Source organism: uncultured Demequina sp. (assembly GCF_913055775.1).
In the GTDB taxonomy this organism is placed as follows: Bacteria; Actinomycetota; Actinomycetes; order Actinomycetales; family Demequinaceae; genus Demequina.
This window is the reverse complement of sequence record NZ_CAJXJX010000069.1, coordinates 1-15,197: the sequence shown is the minus strand read 5'-3', so window position 1 is coordinate 15,197 and position 15,197 is coordinate 1. Positions and strand designations below refer to the sequence as shown.

Below are 15,197 nucleotides of genomic sequence, written 5' to 3'. Positions count from 1 at the left end.
CCCCTCGCCCGCCTTCGCGACCTGCTCCGACGACGCCGCGGCACGCCCCGCCAGCCGATCGATCATGGGCCGGACGATCACGGCGAAGCTCACCAGCACGCTCACCGGGTTGCCCGGCAGGCACGCGATCGGCGTGCCGCCCACCGTTCCGAGCCCCTGGGGCTTGCCCGGCTGCATGGCGACCTGGGCGAACTCGACGCCACGGCCCGCGAGCGCCGCCTTGACCACGTCGTAGGCGCCCACGGACACGCCGCCCGTCGTCACGATCAGATCGGCATCGACGCCCTCCAGGCGCTCCAGCAGCGCACCGGGCCAGTCGCCCACGCGGTCGAGGACGATGGGCTGTGCCCCTGCCTCGCGCACGAGCCCGGCGAGCAGCAGCGAGTTCGAGTCGTGAATCTGCCCCGGCGCGAGGTCGGCACCGGGGTCGACCAGCTCGTCGCCCGTCGCGAGGATCGCGACTCTCGGTGCGGGCACCGCGAGCGCTGTCGCCACGCCCACGGCGGCAAGGGCGCCGATGCGTGCCGCGGTCAGCTCGGTCCCCGCGGCGACCACGGCGTCGCCGGGCACCGCGTCCTCTCCCCGGCGACGCACATGGCGGCCCGCGTCTGTCGGGTGGGCGATCACGACCCGGGCCGTGCCGCCATCGGTGTGCTCGACCGGGACGATCGCGTCCGCGCCGGCGGGTACCGGCGCACCCGTCATGATGCGCCAGGCGGAGCCGGGAGGCAGCGCGGCCGGCGCCGCGCCTGCTGCGGTCTCCCCCGCGACCGTCAGGACGACCGGACGGTCCGGAGAGGCCCCTGCAGTGTCTGCGGCTCGCACGGCATAGCCGTCCATCGCGGAGTTGTCGAAGGCCGGACTGGCGGTGGCCGCGGCCAGGTCTGCCGCCGCGGTGAGGCCCAGAGCCTGCGCGAGGGCAACCTCGCGGGCTGGCGCTGGCTCGACCAGGTCGAGCGCGCGGCTCACGTGGTCGTCGAGGTCACGCACCAGCCGTCGCCTCGCGGGCGGAGCCGACCCGAACGGCGCGTGCACTCCCGACGGCCGATGCCGCAGCCGGCTCACGCGGTTCCGTCGCTGCGGGCGCGAGAGGGATCTCCCGCCAGCGCCCGTTGCGCGCGTCCACGACCGCGAGCGTGCCGGCAAGCGTCGTTCCCACACCGCTCACCGCCTTGAGGGCCTCGGTCGCCATGGCCGCTCCCACCTGTCCGCACAGGGTCCCCAGCACGGCTCCGCCGTCGCACGTGTCGAGGTCGAGACCGGGCTCTTCGGGGAACAGGTCGCGCATGCGCGCTTCTCGCGTGAAGACCGTCACCTGGCCGTGCCAGCCCTGCACCGCTCCCCACGCGAGCGGGATGCCCAAGTCCTCGGCCGCATCGGCGATCACGTGGCGGGCAGTGAAGGTGTCCGTGCCGTCCACGATCGCGTCGTGACCGGCGAGCAGGTCGTGGGCGTTGCCGGCGTCGAGCCGCGCAGCGACCGGTCGCACATCCACCCCAGGGGCGATGAGGCGCAAGGCCCGGACCGCCGCATGCACCTTGGGACGACCGACCGCGTCGGGGCCGAACAGGATCTGGCGGTGGAGGTTCGTGACCGAGACGTGGTCAGCGTCGATGAGCGTGAGGCGGCCCACGCCCGCCGCAGCCAGGTACTGCGCCGCCGGGCACCCCAGACCGCCCATCCCCACGACGGCGACCGACGCCCCAGCGAGAGCCCGCTGGCCGGCCGCGCCGAATCCGCTCAGCCCGCGCTGACGGGCGAACGGGTCGAGGCCGCGCTCAGAGCTCGAGTGCGTCATGGAAACGGTCCGAGATGATCTCGAGGAGCGCGTGGTGAGGAGCGAGGGGCCCCGTGACGTAGTCCGCGCCGGACTCGTGCAGGCGCTGCTGGAACAGCCCCGGCGCGAGGAGGTAGGAAGCGACGGCCACCACGCCATCCTCGCCGTACGCGCGGGCCTCCGCCACCGCATCGGCCACCGACGGGCTGGGACCGGCCGCGTAGCCGATGCGCACCGGCCCTCCCCAGTGCTCGCGCAGCATGTCCGCCGCGGCCGCCGTGTCCGCCTGCGAACGGGGATCCGAGGACCCCGCGGCCGCGAGGACCACGGTCGCGTCGTCGGGTACCCCGGCCTCGGTCAGACGCTCCCGCACGATGTCGATGAGCCGCGGATCGGGTCCGAGCGCCTTGGCCGCGCGCACGTCCGGGCGGTCCTCGACCGCCTCGGCGACGTCGACGTACACGTGATAGCCGCCGGCGAGCAGGATCGGCACGACCACGGCGGCGGTGCCTTCGGCGACGTCGATGCCGGCGATCACCTGGTCGATCTTGGGATCCTGCACGTCCACGTAGGACTCGCGGACCTCGATGTCCATCGACGTGCGGATGGCGTCGAGGAGGTCGCGGATGGTCTGCTGGCCCTCGTCCGCGCGGGTGCCGTGGGCGCAGCCGATGAGGATCGCGCTCATGCTGCCGTCACCGCCAACGCGTAGCCGCGCTTGACCACGGTTCGCACCAGGGTTCGCGAGCCGGAGTTCTCACGGAGCCGGTTGATCGCAGCCTCCACGGCGTGCGGGCCCGCCTGGGCGCCGGGAAGCAGCTCCCCCAGTTGCTCGCGCGTGAGGACATTGCCGCCCGCCTTGGCAAGCGCCCGCAGGATCTCGAGCCCCGTGGGCGTGAGCGACAGCACGCGACCGTCGAGGACGGCCGCGCCCGCGCGCATCACCAGGGGCCCGTCGGGTGTCGGGATCGAGGTGGTGTTCTCGGAGAAGTCCTTGACAAGTTCACGCACGAGAGCCCCCAGTCTCCAGCGGTCGGGATAGCACGTCTGCAGGCCGGCGTCGACGAGTGGGCCTGCGGTCACGGGGCCCACCGACGCGAGCACCAGCCCGGCGCCTGCAGCACGCTGGCGCACCGCATCGAGGACCCCTGCGGAGCGCACGCCGTCGACCCACTCCTGCGCGCCCGGCGCGGAGGTGAACAGCACGGCGTCCACCTCGCCGGCGGCGGTGCGGTCGATCCACTCGCGGTGCGGCTCCGGGTCCACGGGCGGGCCCCAGCCGTAGATCACGAGAGACTGGACGGTCGCTCCGGCGGTCGTGAAGGCCTCGTCGAGACCATCCGAGCCGTTGCCGTGATGCTGCACCGCGATGCGCAGCCCCTTCACGCCCTCGGCGAGCAGGAAGTCGCGCAGCTCCGCGGCCGTCTCAGACTCGGCGACCCAGTCGGCCTCCAGCCCGTTCTGCTGAATCGCACCACGAGCCTTGGGACCGCGCGCCACGAGGCGCGCGTCGCGCAAGACGTCGAGCAGCGGCTCCGCGATTCCCGCGGCATCGGCTGCCTCGATCCACCCGCGGAAGCCGATTCCGGTGGTCGCCACCACCACGTCCGGCGGTTCGGCGATGATCGCCCGCGTGTCCTCGATCAACTGCGCGTCATCGAGATGCGACACCGTCGACAGGGCCGGAGCGAAGCGCACGTCCGCGCCGCGCCGCTCCAGGGCAGCCGCGAGCTCGCGCTTGCGCCGGTCTGCGGTGATGACCATCACGCAACCCGCGAGCGGCTCCCCCACGTGGCTCACCGATGACCTCCCTACGACTCCGGCGTCGCGGCCAGCGCCCCTGCGAGCAGGTCCGGCTGAGCGACCTCACCGATGACGATAATGGCGGGAGGTTTCACCCCTGTTTCCTCTGCGATACGAGCAATATCCGCGAGTGTTCCGCGGGTCATCCGCTCGCGCGCGGTGGTCCCGTTCTCGACGATCGCCACCGGCGTCTCGGGGTCGCAGCCGCCGGCGATTCCGGCCCGAGCGATCTCCGGCAGAGCCGTCACTCCCATGAGGACCACGACCGTCGCGCCGGCGGCCATCGCCGCGATCGAGGCGCGATCCGCGCCCGCGTGCCCCGTCGTGATCAGCAGCGATGTCGACAGCCCGCGCTGGGTCACGGGGATGCCGGCGCGCGCGGGCACGGCGATCGCGGAGGTGATGCCGGGCACCACCTCGACGTCGATGCCTGCCTCGAGGCACGCGTGCACCTCCTCGCCTCCGCGGCCGAACAGGTACGGGTCGCCGCCCTTGAGCCGCACCACCGTCTTCCCGTCGCGAGCACGGTCCACCAGGATGCGATTGATCTCGTGCTGCGGCACCGGGTGATTGTCCGGGGACTTGCCGACGTTCACCACCTCGACGTCGTAGGGCACCGTCACGAGCAGCTCGGTGGCGCCCAGGCGGTCGGTGACCACGACATCGGCCTCCGCGAGAGCCTGCCGGCCACGGACGGTGATGAGTCCAGGATCGCCGGGCCCGGAGCCGACGAGGATGACCTTGCCGGCGCCCGGCCGGTGGTGGCGCAGATCGACCTCACCCGCGTCGAGGTGCGCCGCGACGGCATCGCGGACGGCGCGGATGCGACCCGGGTCGGGAGTGTCGAGAGAGATCACTCCGACGGCCAGGTCGCCGTGCTTCGACATCGCCGCCTGGCGCGCCGATCCCTGGGAGGCGTCCGAGGCGTCGATGCACCAGATCTGGCGCTCCTCGGCCCACCGGGCCACCTCGTCGTTGAGCTCCCGGTCGTCGGTCGCGGCGAGCACGAACCACACACCGTCGAGGTCGTCGGGACGCACGCCGCGACGCTCGACCACGATGTCCCCGTGGGTCGCCGACCGCTCGAGGTCCTCATGGATCTCCGGTGCGACCACGGTCACCAGCGCGCCCTCACCCACGTAGCGCCGCACGCGCCGCGCCGCGACGCCTCCGCCCCCGACTATCAGGACTGCCTTGCCACCGAGTTCGAGTCCAAAGAGCGCCGTCACTCGCCACCTGCCAGGTCGATGTACACCTGGCCATTGTCGACGGTCACGGGGTAGACGGCCAAGTCCGGCGCAATGCCGGGCTTGGGCTCCTTGTCCATCGTCACCAGGCACTCGCCGGTGAGCAGCGAGAACACCTGCTTGTAGATGGGAGACGCGATCGTGGGGACGTCGCCGCGCGTGCCCGTGATGCCGCGGGACAGCACGTAAGCACCGGAGAACGGGCACAGATTCTGCACGGCATAGACCTCGCCGTCGGACAGGCGGAAGATCGCGACCTGCTGCCCGCCTACGAGCGCCGCGACTCCCAGGTCGGGAGTGAGACGGTCGTACGCGCACACCGCCGTCCGGGTGGCCGATGCGGTGGCCGAGTCGACGGCCTGGCTCACGGTGGTCATGAACGAACCTCCAGGGTGGACGGGGCGATGAGGACGGCGCCCGAGTCACGCTCGTCCTGCGTCGCGGGGCGGCGCTGACCGCGCTGCTCGACGTACGCGAGCGACGGGTCGGGCTGATCGGGGGCGTTCACGAAGCTGGTGAACTGAGCGAGCCGCTCGGGGTCGTTCAGCACGGCCTTCCACTCGTCCTCGTAGGTGTCGATGTGGCGGGCCATGTGCTCGTCGAGGTCCGCGCAGATCCCCAGCGAGTCCTCGAGGATGACCTCGCGGATGGCCTCCAGTCCGCCCTCGTGCTCCTCCTGCCACGGCGCGGTGCGCTGCAGGCGGTCCGCGGTGCGGATGTAGTACATGAGGTAGCGGTCGATGACCTTGAACACGGTCTCGTCGTCCACGTCCTCCACCAGCAGCACCGCGTGCTTGGGCGTGAACCCGCCATTGCCGCCCACGTAGACGTTCCAGCCGGCATCCGTGGCGATGACGCCCACGTCCTTGCCGCGGGCCTCTGCGCACTCGCGGGCGCAGCCGGACACTCCCAGCTTGAGCTTGTGCGGGCTGCGCAGGCCGCGGTACCGCAGCTCGAGCGCGATCGCCATGCCCACCGAGTCCTGGACGCCGTAGCGGCACCACGTCGAGCCCACGCACGACTTGACGGTGCGCAGCGACTTGCCGTACGCGTGCCCGGACTCCATGCCGGCATCCACCAGCCGCTTCCAGATCGACGGCAACTGCTCGAGGCGCGCGCCGAACATGTCGATGCGCTGGCCGCCCGTGATCTTCGTGTACAGCCCGAAGTCCTGGGCGATCTGGCCGATCAGGATGAGGTGCTCGGGCAGGATCTCGCCGCCCGGGACGCGCGGCACCACCGAGTAGGTGCCGTCCTTCTGCATGTTCGCCATCACGCGGTCATTGGTGTCCTGCAGCGCCGCGCGGTCCTGGGCGAGCACGTGCTCGTTGTACAGCGACGCCAGAATCGACCCGATCGCCGGCTTGCACAGGTCGCAGCCGCGGCCGGTGCCGAAGCGCTCGATGATCTCGGAGAACGTGCGCAGCTCCGACACCTGGATCGCACTGAACAGCTGGGCGCGCGACATGTCGAAGTGCTCGCACAGCGCGTTCGAGATCTCGATGCCGGACTTCTCGAGCTCCGTGCCCACGATCTTCTTCACGAGCGGCAGGCACGAGCCGCAGCTGGTGCCGGCCTTCGTGCACGCCTTCACGCCGGCGAGGTCGGTGCAGCCGTGCTCGGTGACGGCGCCGCGGATGGCACCCGCGGAGACGTTGTTGCACGAGCACACACCGGCCTCGTCGGGCAGCTCCACGTTGGGGCGCTCGACGCTTCCCTCAGGCAGCAGCCACCCGGCCGGGTCACCTCCCACCTCGGAACCCACGAGCGGACGGAGCGACGCGTACGCGCTCGCGTCACCCACGAGGATGCCGCCCAGCAGCGTGCGCGCATCGTCGGTGACGACGAGCTTCTTGTACACGCCCGCCACCGGGTCCGCGTAGGTGAGCTCGAGAGCTCCCGGAGTCTTCGCGAACGCGTCTCCGAAGGACGCGACATCCACGCCCAGGAGTTTGAGCTTCGCGGAAGTGTCCGCTCCGGGGAATGTCGAGTCGCCGCCCAGCAGCCGGTCCACGGCGATCTCCGCCATGGTGTTGCCCGGGGCGATCAGGCCGATGCACGAGCCCTGGATGCACGCGACCTCGCCGATCGCGCTGACGTCCGGGTCTGCGGTGAGGCAGGTGTCGTCGACCACGACGCCGCCCCGCTCACCCATGTCCAGGCCCGCCGTGCGGCCCAGCTCGTCCCGCGGGCGCACGCCGGTCGCGAAGACCACGACGTCCACCAGCTGCGAGCCCCCGTCGGCGAACTCGAGGCTGCCGGCGCTGCCGTCCTTGCCCGGCTTGATCGCGGTGGTGGCCGTGTTGCACTTGACCGTCACGCCCAGCTTCTCGATGAGGCGGGTCAGCGCCTGGCCGCCCCCCTCGTCGACCTGGAGGTTCATCAGGCGGTCGGCGAACTGGATCACGGTGCTCGTGGCGCCCAGCTCCTGCAGCGCGCCCGCGGCCTCGAGGCCCAGCAGTCCGCCGCCGATCACGGCACCGCGCACGGGGCGGCCCAGACCCTTGGAACGATCCTCGACGTAGCGGCGCAGCTCGGCGACGTCGTCCACCGTGCGGTAGACGAAGACCCCGGGCAGGTCGCTGCCCTCGACGGGCGGGCTCCAGGCGTACGAGCCCGTGGCGAGGACCAGATGGTCGTAGCCGTGCTCGCGTCCGTAGCGGTCAGTGACAGAGTGCGCTTCGCGGTCGATCGACTCGACGAGGGCATCGCGCTCGAGGGTGACGAGCTCGTCCTCCCACAGCGACGGGTCGCCCAGGGCCAGCGCGTCGGGGTCCTTGTGGGTGAAGTAGCTGGTCAGCGCGACGCGGTCGTAGGGCGCGCGCGGCTCCTCCGCCAGCACGGTCACCGAGTACTGGCCGTCCGTGTCGCGATCGCGCATGGCTTCGACGAATCGGTGCGCCACCATGCCGCCGCCCACGACGACGATCTTCTTCGTGTCCGACATGACCTATCCCTCCACTGTTCCAACAGGGGCCGAGCCCGCGAGAGCGGGAACCTTCTGATCTGCGGCGTCTGCTGTGCCGCACCTGCGGATGATGTCGCCCACCAGCGATCGGCAGTCACCGCAGCCCGTACCCGCGCGGGTGGCGCGAGCGACATCCTCGACGCTCGAGCAGCCGTCCGCGACGGCTTCCTCGATGCGCCCCTTGGGCACCGCATTGCACTGACAGATCGTGTGATCAGGCCCCATGTCCTCGACCGCGACCGCAGCAGGGCGCGTTGCGTTCGCGAGGGGGCGGATGATGAGGTGCGCCGGGTCGCTGGGCACCGGCAGCATGCGCGTGTACATCGAGCCGAGCTCCGTGGCGCACTGCTTGTCGCCCACGATGGTGGCTCCCACCAGCAGTCCGTGCGACACGACGACCTCGACGAAGCGGCCGATTGCCGGGTCAGCCATGCGGACGGCGCGCAGCTCGCGCTCGCCGTGCTCGAACTTGCCCGACAGCCCCATGGTCACGACGTCGAGCCCGGAGGCCTTCACCCGCACCACATTGGTGACGTCCAGCTCGGCGGTGTCGGCGCTCTCGACCACCGCGTCGACGCGCGACTCAGCCACCGCATCGGCCGTCCACGCCGCGACCAGCCGCTTGGCCTGATCCCAGCCCTGCGCGACCAGCCCAGAGCCGCCCTCCGGCGGCTGCGCGCAGTCGCCGATCGCGAAGACCGCAGGGTCCGCGGGCGACGCCAGGTCCTCGCCCACCATGATGCCGCGGTCGCACGGCAGCCCGGCCTTGCGTGCCAGGGCGGTCTCGGGGATGGTGCCGGCGCACATCACCAGCAGGTTGGTGAGGATCTCGGTGCCGTCGGTCAGCGTCACGGACTTCACCGCGCCGCGGGAGTCGCGCGCGCTCGCCACCGACGTCTCGGTGACCACGGTGACGCCCAGGCGCTGCAGCGAGCCGGTCGCGATCGACGAGGCCGCGCTGCCCAGCTGGCGTTCCATGAGGCGGTCGGCGTGGTGCACGAGCGTGACGGCGAGGCCGCGCGAGGCCAGCCCGGTCGCGACCTCGAGGCCCAGCACGCCCGCGCCCAGCACGACGGCCCGACGCGCCTTGGGGATCGCGGCGACGATCCCGGTGGCATCATCCAGATCCTTGAGGACGCTGACGCCCTCGAGCAGCCCGCGGTCGGTCGCGATGCCCTGGATGCCAGGGATGCGCGCCTGCGAGCCGGTCGCGAACACCAGCCGGTCGTAGTGGTGGACGTCGCCGGTGGAGTCCGTGACCGTCATGGCCCCCCGGTCCACTGCGACAGCCGAGACTCCCAGGAGAGTGCGCACACGATCCGAGTCGGTCGTGAGCGTCGCGAGCGCATCGGGAGCCGTCTTTCCTGCCACGACGCTCGAGAGAAGCACGCGGTTGTAGGGCTCGTGCGTCTCCTTGCCCAGGACCGTCACCTGAGCGGACGCGTCGCGCGAGACCAGGTCGTCGACGAACCTCGAGCCGACCATGCCGTTGCCGATGACCACGACCTTCATCGTGCGTTCACCCCTTCCTCAACAGTGGTGATGGGGAATGCGGCGGGCGCGATGGCGACCGCTGTGACCTTGAACTCCGGCATCCCGCTGATGGGATCTGTGACGTCGTTCGTGAGGCGGTTGGCGCTTCCGGCGCCCGCCCAGTGGAACGGCATGAAGACGGTGTCGGGGCGGATGCCCTCGGTGAGGACGGCGCGCGCGACGGCCTCGCCGCGCGCGGTCGTGAGGATGACGTCCTCGCCCTCGGCGACGCCGATGCGGTCCGCGAGCAGCGGGTGCAGCTCCACGAAGGGCTCGGGCTGAGCGGCGTTGAGCTCCTCGACGCGGCGGGTCTGCGCACCCGACTGGTAGTGCTGCAGCACGCGGCCGGTGACCAAGTAGGTCCTGGCTCCCGCGCGGACGTCGTCCGCGGGCGCGTGGTGGTCAACGGCGACCATGGTCGCGCGTCCGTCGGGGGTGGGGAATCGGTCGAGGAATACCCGAGGCGTGCCGGGATGAGCCTTGCCCGAGGCGTCCGGCGCGGGGCAGGGCCACTGCAGCTCCTCGCCCGCGTCGAGGCGCTCGTAGGTGATGCCGGCGTAGTCCGCCTTGCCACCGGCCGATGCGCGGGCGAGTTCGTCGAACACGACGCGGGGGTCCTCGGGGAACCCTTCGTAGACGCTTAGGCGACGCGCCAGCTCTCCCAGGATCCACAGCTCGGAGCGCGCCTCGCCGGGAGCGTCCACGGCCTTGCGGCGGCGAATGATCCTGCCCTCGAGGTTGGTCATGGTGCCCTCCTCCTCGGCCCACTGCGTGACCGGGAGGATGACGTCCGCGAGCAGCGCGGTCTCGGAGGGCACGAGGTCCGCGACCACGAGCAGCTGGAGGCGTTTGAGGGACTCGATCACGGCGTCCGCGTTGGGCGCCGAGACCACCATATTGCTGCCGTGCACGAGCAGGGCCTGCGGACCGTCCTCGCGGCCCAGCGAGTCCAGCAGCTTCACGGCGGGAACGCCGGGTCCGGGCAGCGACTCCGGGTCCACGCCCCACACGCCGGCGACGTACTCGCGCGCGGCGGGGTCCGTGATCATCCGGTAGCCGGGCAGCTGGTCCGACTTCTGGCCGTGCTCGCGGCCGCCCTGGCCGTTGCCCTGCCCCGTGACCGGACCGAACCCGGATCCGTGACGGCCCACGAGGCCCAGGCACAGCGCGAGGTTGATGGCGGCGGTGACGCACGCGGTGCCCTGGCTCATCTGCTCCATGCCGCGACCGGTGAGGACATAGGCGCCGCGACCGCCGTGTCTGGGCGACGCCTTCGCGAGGAGCCGCGCGGTGCGCCGCAGCTCGTCCGCGGCGATGCCGCACACGCCCTCGGCGCGCTCGGGCCACCACCCGGCGACCGAGCGGCGCACGGCGTCGAAGCCGCGGGTGCGGCGCTCGAGATAGTCGGTGTCGACCAGGCCCTCCGCGATGAGCACGTGAGTCAACGCGAGCAGGACCACCATGTCGGTGCCGGGCACCGGGGCGAGGTGGATGCCCTTGTCGCCGTGGGTGAGCTTCGCGGTGACGGTCTCGCGCGGGTCCACGACAATGAGCCCGCCGCGCTCGCGCGACCCGGCCAGGTGCTGCACGAAGGGAGGCATCGTCACTCCCATGTTCGACCCCAGGACGAGCACCGCATCGGCGCCGCCCAAGTCAGCCAGCGGGAAGCCGAGTCCGCGATCCATGCCGAACGCACGGTTCGAGGCCGCCGCGGCCGAGGACATGCAGAAGCGGCCGTTGTAGTCGATGAACGGCGTGCGCAGCACGGTGCGCGCGAACTTGCCCAGCGCGTAGGCCTTCTCGTTCGTGAGGCCGCCGCCGCCGAAGATCGCGATGGACTCGCGACCGTGGCTCGCCTGCAGCTCTTCGATGCGCGTCGAGATGAGGCCCAGGGCCTCGTCCCAGCTCGCCTCGCGGAAACCGCCGTCGGCGGTGCGGATCATGGGCGAGGTGATGCGATCCTGAGCCCGCAGGACCTCCGCCGAGGTCCACCCCTTCTGGCACAGCCCTCCCCTGTTCGTGGGGAACTCGCGACCTGCGACCTCGAGGGGCAGCCGCTTGCCGGGCGTGACCGTGAGGGTCTGCGCGCACTGGAGCGCGCAGTAGGGGCAGTGGGTCGCGACGGCGTCGCCCGAGGTGTTCTCGGGCGACGCCGTGCCGTGCGATGCGGACACGATCAGACGTTCGCCATCCGGGCGCCCTTGCGCAGGTAGAACACCCACGTCAGGACGGCCATGAACAGGAACACGCCCACGTAGATCTGGAGCGCGGGGACGATCGAGCCGTCGAAGGTCTCGCGCGACCACTTGTAGACGAACGGGATGGCGAACCCGCCAAAGGCTCCCACCGAGGAGATGATGCCCACCGCGCCGGCAGCCTGGCGCTTGAAGTCCAGGAAGGAGGACTCGGATCCGTCGCCCTTGTCCTCGCGGAGGCGGTTGAAGATCGACGGGATCATCCGGTAGGTCGAGCCGTTGCCGATGCCGGTGAGGGCGAACAGCGCCATGAAGCTGGCGAAGAAGATCACCAGGTTCTCCTGCTGCACGCCGAGCACCGCGGAATAGCCGGCGATCGCCATCGCGACGAAGGCGAACACGGTGATGATCGAGCCGCCGAAGCGGTCCGCGAGCTTGCCGCCGTAGGGGCGTGACAGCGATCCGACGAGCGCACCCAGGAAGCCCCAGCCGAGCGCGATATCGGGACGCTCGAAGACCACGGTGAGCAGCGTCGGGAACGCGGCCGAGTAGCCGATGAACGAGCCGAAGGTGCCGATGTACAGGAAAGCCATCAGCCAGGTGTGGCCGTGCTGGAGCGAGCGTGCCGTGGGCTTGGGGTCCGCCTTGGCCTCACGCAGGTTGTCCATGAACAGGAACGCGAGGATGGCTGCGGCGAGGGCGAGCGGCACATAGACCAGACCGGCCATCGCGAGCCCGATGCCGCCGATGCCGATGACGATCGGGACGAGCTTCTGCGCCACCGCGACGCCGATGTTGCCGCCGGCCGCGTTGAGGCCCAGCGCCCAGCCCTTCTCCTTGTCGGGGTAGAAGAACGAGATGTTCGCCATCGACGAGGCGAAGTTGCCGCCACCGAAGCCGGCAGTCGCGGCGATAGCGACGAGCACCGGGAACGGGGTGTCGGGCTGGCCGACCACCCAGGCGAGGCCCAGCGTCGGCACCAGCAGCAGCAGCGCGGAGATGACCGTCCAGTTGCGGCCGCCGAAGATCGGCACCGCGAACGTGTAGGGGATGCGCAGGAATGCGCCCACACCGGAGGCCACGGCCAACAGCGTGAGGCCCTGCGACGCGGTGAGCGCCCAGCCGTTGGCGCCGGCGGTGACCAGCGCGCCCGAGTCGTCGAAGGTGCCGTACATGCGGACCACCACGATCGACCACAGCAGCCAGACCGAGAAGCCGATGTGCTCGGCGACGATAGAGAAGACGAGATTGCGGAAGGCGATCTTCTTGCCCGTGGCCTCCCAGAACATCTCGTTCTCGGGAGTCCAGCGCTCAATCCATCGGCCCTTGCCGATGACGCCCGGCTCGACGTCGGAGACGCCTGCCTTGTCCTGAACCGTCATAACCCCTCCCCAGGGTTCATTCGTGCATCAAGTGAGTGATGTCCGTGCCATCCTTGGCCGGCGCTCCGCACAGCGCACCATCGAACAGTCATCAAGGTAGGGAGGGTTTGTTTCACCTGACTCGTCGCTATGTGAAGGGTGGGGTAACTCTTTCTCACGTCTGGCGACGGAGGAATGTGAGGGTTTCTGCGGGGCGACGATGCGACGTGTGAGAACCACGCATCTCGCCACGTAGAACGGCTTCCATCAGGCACGGCGTCGCGGGAACCGGCTCGCACGGCTCCGTATCGCCAGCCTCACGTGCGCGGGTACGTCCGCGTGAGATGGCGCTCTGGGCGCGGCAGGCGCGCGAGGTCAGGCCCGGGCGGACTCCGCTGCGGCCCACGCCCGCACCGCGTCGAGGACCAGGTCAAGGTCCGCCGGGGAGTGCGCCTGCGACACGAACCACGCCTCGTATGCGCTCGGCGGCAGGTAGACGCCCGCAGCGTTCATCGCGTGGAAGAAGCGCCCGAACTGTGCCGTGTCCTGGCGCGACACGTGCTCGAAGGTGACGGGCGCATCGGCCAGGCCCCAGAAGATCGAGAACAAAGTGCCGGCGCGTCCCACGGCGTGAGTGATGCCGGCGTCCGCGAGGATGCCGCTCACTCCCCCGGCCAGCCGGTCCGCGGCGGCGGCCACCCGCGCATAGACGTCCTCGGTGAGCAGGCGCATGGTCGCCAGGCCTGCTGCGACCGCGACCGGATTCCCCGACAGCGTGCCCGCCTGATAGACCGGCCCGAGCGGGGCGAGCTGCTCCATGAGGTCCTGCCGACCACCGACCGCAGCCACGGGCATGCCGCCGCCGATGACCTTGCCGAACGTCACCAGATCCGGCTGCCACGGCTCGACCCCGGCCGCGAGGTCCTGGTCGCGCTCGACTCCCCAGTAGCCGGACGGCCCGGCGCGGAAGCCGGTGAGCACCTCGTCGAGGATCATGACCGCGCCCTCGTTGCGGCACAGCGTCGAGATGAGCCGGTTGAAGCCGCGCGGGGGCTGCACGACGCCCATGTTGCACGGCGCCGCCTCGGTGATGACCGCGGCGATGGACTGGCCGTGCTCCGCGAACGCGTCGGTGAGCGCCTGCTCGTCGCCGTACGGGAGCACCAGCGTGTCGACCGCAGTACCCTTCGTAACGCCGGCGCTGTCCGGCACTCCTGCGGTCGCCAGCCCCGATCCCGCCGCGACCAGCAGCGAGTCCGAGTGCCCGTGATAGCAGCCGGCGAACTTCACGATGACGTCGCGGCCCGTGGCGCCGCGCGCGATGCGGATCGCCGTCATGGTCGCCTCGGTGCCGGTCGACACCAGGCGCACGCGCTCGGCCGGCGCGTAGCGGCCGCGGATCTCCTCGGCCAGCTCGACCTCGCGGGTGGCGGTCGCGCCGAACGACAGCCCCGCCGCCGCCGCCTCCTGCACGGCCTGCACCACTGTCGGGTGCGCGTGGCCCAGGATCGCGGGGCCCCACGAGCCGATGAGGTCCACGTACTCGCGCCCCTCGGCATCGGTCACCCGCGACCCATGTGCCGACGCCAGCGGGGTGGGCTCGCCGCCCACGCCGTTCCACGCCCGCACGGGAGAGTTGACGCCGCCGGGCAGGATGGCTGCGGCTCGCTCGCTGAAGGTGGTCACGGGTGCCTCCTGGTGACGCTGTGGGCGCCGCGGTGTCGTTCGGTTCGTTTCAGTCGTCGTCGAGCCACGCGGCGATGTCGAGCGCGGCGTAGGTGAGCACGATGTCGGCGCCCGCGCGGACGATGCTGGTGACGGCCTCGAGGTGTGCCGCGCGGCGATCGATCCAGCCGCGCTCCGCGGCAGCCTCGATCTGCGCATACTCGCCGGACACGTGGTACGCGGCGACGGGCACGGCCGATGCGGCGGCGACGTCAGCGAGCACGTCCAGGGAGGGCAAGGCGGGCTTGACCATGAGGATGTCCGCGCCCTCGGCCTCGTCGAGGGGATGCCCCGTTTCATTCGCGGGAGACATGCCGCGGTCAAGATGGTGGCCTACCACCCGACCAACCCGCGCCTTCGCGCCCTCCCGACGATCCTCTCCTCGATCTACCTTTTCGATACGCTCACGGGCCACCTTTCGGGCATGTTCGACGCGACCTTCACCACCGCTCTGCGGACAGGCGCGGTTTCGGCCATTGCCAGCTGTATCCTCGCCAAGCCTGACAGCCGGACCCTCGGAGTGATCGGTTGCGGTGCCCAGGCGGTGACTCAGGTGCACGCGCTCACGCGGGTTTTTCCGATCGAGCG

At 71.0% G+C, this 15,197-nt stretch carries 11 protein-coding genes and 2 pseudogenes; 1 reads left to right on the top strand and 12 read right to left on the bottom strand.

Features of this window, described 5'->3' with window-relative positions:
- From glp to QZ483_RS08310, 12 genes and pseudogenes are all read right to left on the bottom strand, one after another.
- Window positions 1-990, bottom strand: a 990-nt coding sequence (gene glp / locus QZ483_RS08365) for a gephyrin-like molybdotransferase Glp (RefSeq protein WP_297082874.1), incomplete at its 3' end; no start/stop codon positions are given.
- Window positions 983-1,798 carry a HesA/MoeB/ThiF family protein gene (locus tag QZ483_RS08360; RefSeq protein WP_297082872.1) on the bottom strand — a complete coding sequence of 272 codons (816 nt, stop codon included), beginning with the start codon at window positions 1,796-1,798 and terminating at the stop codon, window positions 983-985. The genes QZ483_RS08360 and glp, both read right to left, overlap by 8 nt.
- Window positions 1,779-2,465 carry a sirohydrochlorin chelatase gene (locus QZ483_RS08355; RefSeq protein WP_297082869.1) on the bottom strand — a complete coding sequence of 229 codons (687 nt, stop codon included), beginning with the start codon at window positions 2,463-2,465 and terminating at the stop codon, window positions 1,779-1,781. Before QZ483_RS08355 ends, QZ483_RS08360 begins: the two co-directional genes overlap by 20 nt.
- Entirely contained in the window at window positions 2,462-3,577 is a 1,116-nt protein-coding gene (locus QZ483_RS08350) for a uroporphyrinogen-III synthase (protein WP_297082867.1), read from the bottom strand. The genes QZ483_RS08355 and QZ483_RS08350 overlap by 4 nt, the downstream gene beginning before the upstream one ends.
- Window positions 3,578-3,588: 11 nt before the next feature.
- Window positions 3,589-4,809: a uroporphyrinogen-III C-methyltransferase gene (gene cobA / locus QZ483_RS08345; RefSeq protein ID WP_297082864.1), complete on the bottom strand. Its 1,221-nt coding sequence runs from the start codon at window positions 4,807-4,809 to the stop codon at window positions 3,589-3,591.
- Window positions 4,806-5,204 carry a nitrite reductase small subunit NirD gene (gene nirD, locus QZ483_RS08340; RefSeq protein WP_297082862.1) on the bottom strand — a complete coding sequence of 133 codons (399 nt, stop codon included), beginning with the start codon at window positions 5,202-5,204 and terminating at the stop codon, window positions 4,806-4,808. Before nirD ends, cobA begins: the two co-directional genes overlap by 4 nt.
- Window positions 5,201-7,774, bottom strand: a complete 2,574-nt coding sequence (nirB, locus tag QZ483_RS08335; RefSeq protein ID WP_297082860.1) for a nitrite reductase large subunit NirB — start codon at window positions 7,772-7,774, stop codon at window positions 5,201-5,203. The genes nirD and nirB overlap by 4 nt, the downstream gene beginning before the upstream one ends.
- Before the next feature lie 3 nt (window positions 7,775-7,777).
- Entirely contained in the window at window positions 7,778-9,307 is a 1,530-nt protein-coding gene (locus tag QZ483_RS08330; RefSeq protein ID WP_297082859.1) for an FAD-dependent oxidoreductase, read from the bottom strand.
- Entirely contained in the window at window positions 9,304-11,502 is a 2,199-nt protein-coding gene (locus QZ483_RS08325; RefSeq protein WP_297082856.1) for a molybdopterin oxidoreductase family protein, read from the bottom strand. The genes QZ483_RS08330 and QZ483_RS08325 overlap by 4 nt, the downstream gene beginning before the upstream one ends.
- Window positions 11,503-11,504: 2 nt before the next feature.
- Window positions 11,505-12,905 (bottom strand): nitrate/nitrite transporter, encoded by a 1,401-nt coding sequence (locus tag QZ483_RS08320; protein ID WP_297082854.1) that lies wholly within the window; start codon window positions 12,903-12,905, stop codon window positions 11,505-11,507.
- Window positions 12,906-13,259: 354 nt separating this feature from the next.
- Entirely contained in the window at window positions 13,260-14,570 is a 1,311-nt protein-coding gene (locus QZ483_RS08315) for a glutamate-1-semialdehyde 2,1-aminomutase (protein ID WP_297082852.1), read from the bottom strand.
- A gap of 49 nt (window positions 14,571-14,619) precedes the next feature.
- A pseudogene (locus tag QZ483_RS08310) lies at window positions 14,620-14,892 on the bottom strand (porphobilinogen synthase); the annotation flags it as partial.
- 3 nt (window positions 14,893-14,895) lie between these two features.
- Between QZ483_RS08310 and QZ483_RS13595 the strand changes: the two are divergent.
- Window positions 14,896-15,197, top strand: a pseudogene (locus QZ483_RS13595) (ornithine cyclodeaminase family protein); the annotation flags it as partial.

Coding starts and splice junctions, on each gene's coding strand:
- QZ483_RS08330 (WP_297082859.1), bottom strand. CDS start 9,307: ATGAAGGTCGTGGTCATCGGCAACGGCATGGTCGGCTCGAGGTTCGTC.
- QZ483_RS08320 (WP_297082854.1), bottom strand. CDS start 12,905: ATGACGGTTCAGGACAAGGCAGGCGTCTCCGACGTCGAGCCGGGCGTC.
- QZ483_RS08360 (WP_297082872.1), bottom strand. CDS start 1,798: ATGACGCACTCGAGCTCTGAGCGCGGCCTCGACCCGTTCGCCCGTCAG.
- nirB (WP_297082860.1), bottom strand. CDS start 7,774: ATGTCGGACACGAAGAAGATCGTCGTCGTGGGCGGCGGCATGGTGGCG.
- nirD (WP_297082862.1), bottom strand. CDS start 5,204: ATGACCACCGTGAGCCAGGCCGTCGACTCGGCCACCGCATCGGCCACC.
- QZ483_RS08355 (WP_297082869.1), bottom strand. CDS start 2,465: ATGAGCGCGATCCTCATCGGCTGCGCCCACGGCACCCGCGCGGACGAG.